The organism is Embleya sp. NPDC056575, from assembly GCF_042793325.1.
Lineage (GTDB): Bacteria > Actinomycetota > Actinomycetes > Streptomycetales > Streptomycetaceae > Embleya.
This window is the reverse complement of record NZ_JBHTVA010000210.1, coordinates 1-1,015: the sequence shown is the minus strand read 5'-3', so window position 1 is coordinate 1,015 and position 1,015 is coordinate 1. Positions and strand designations below refer to the sequence as shown.

General features: G+C 44.4%; 1 pseudogene. It reads left to right on the top strand.

Features of this window, described 5'->3' with window-relative positions:
- Positions 1 to 962: pseudogene (gene amyE / locus ACFRCG_RS48815) on the top strand (alpha-amylase); the annotation flags it as partial.
- Positions 963 to 1,015 lie beyond the last annotated feature (53 nt).

Genomic DNA, 1,015 nt, shown 5'->3' with positions numbered 1-1,015 from the left:
CGAATGAGCTTACAGCACCGTCGATCAAAAGCGGAACCATTCTTCATGCATGGAATTGGTCGTTCAATACGTTAAAACACAATATGAAGGATATTCATGATGCAGGATATACAGCCATTCAGACATCTCCGATTAACCAAGTAAAGGAAGGGAATCAAGGAGATAAAAGCATGTCGAACTGGTACTGGCTGTATCAGCCGACATCGTATCAAATTGGCAACCGTTACTTAGGTACTGAACAAGAATTTAAAGAAATGTGTGCAGCCGCTGAAGAATATGGCATAAAGGTCATTGTTGACGCGGTCATCAATCATACCACCAGTGATTATGCCGCGATTTCCAATGAGGTTAAGAGTATTCCAAACTGGACACATGGAAACACACAAATTAAAAACTGGTCTGATCGATGGGATGTCACGCAGAATTCATTGCTCGGGCTGTATGACTGGAATACACAAAATACACAAGTACAGTCCTATCTGAAACGGTTCTTAGAAAGGGCATTGAATGACGGGGCAGACGGTTTTCGATTTGATGCCGCCAAACATATAGAGCTTCCGGATGATGGGAGTTACGGCAGTCAATTTTGGCCGAATATCACAAATACATCTGCAGAGTTCCAATACGGAGAAATCCTGCAGGATAGTGCCTCCAGAGATGCTGCATATGCGAATTATATGGATGTGACAGCGTCTAACTATGGGCATTCCATAAGGTCCGCTTTAAAGAATCGTAATCTGGGCGTGTCGAATATCTCCCACTATGCATCTGATGTGTCTGCGGACAAGCTGGTGACATGGGTGGAGTCGCATGATACGTATGCCAATGATGATGAAGAGTCGACATGGATGAGCGATGATGATATCCGTTTAGGCTGGGCGGTGATAGCTTCTCGTTCAGGCAGTACGCCTCTTTTCTTTTCCAGACCTGAGGGAGGCGGTAATGGTGTGAGATTCCCGGGGTAAAGCCATTTTGTAGATCGCTGGAGTGCTTTATTTGTAGATCTGTATTTATC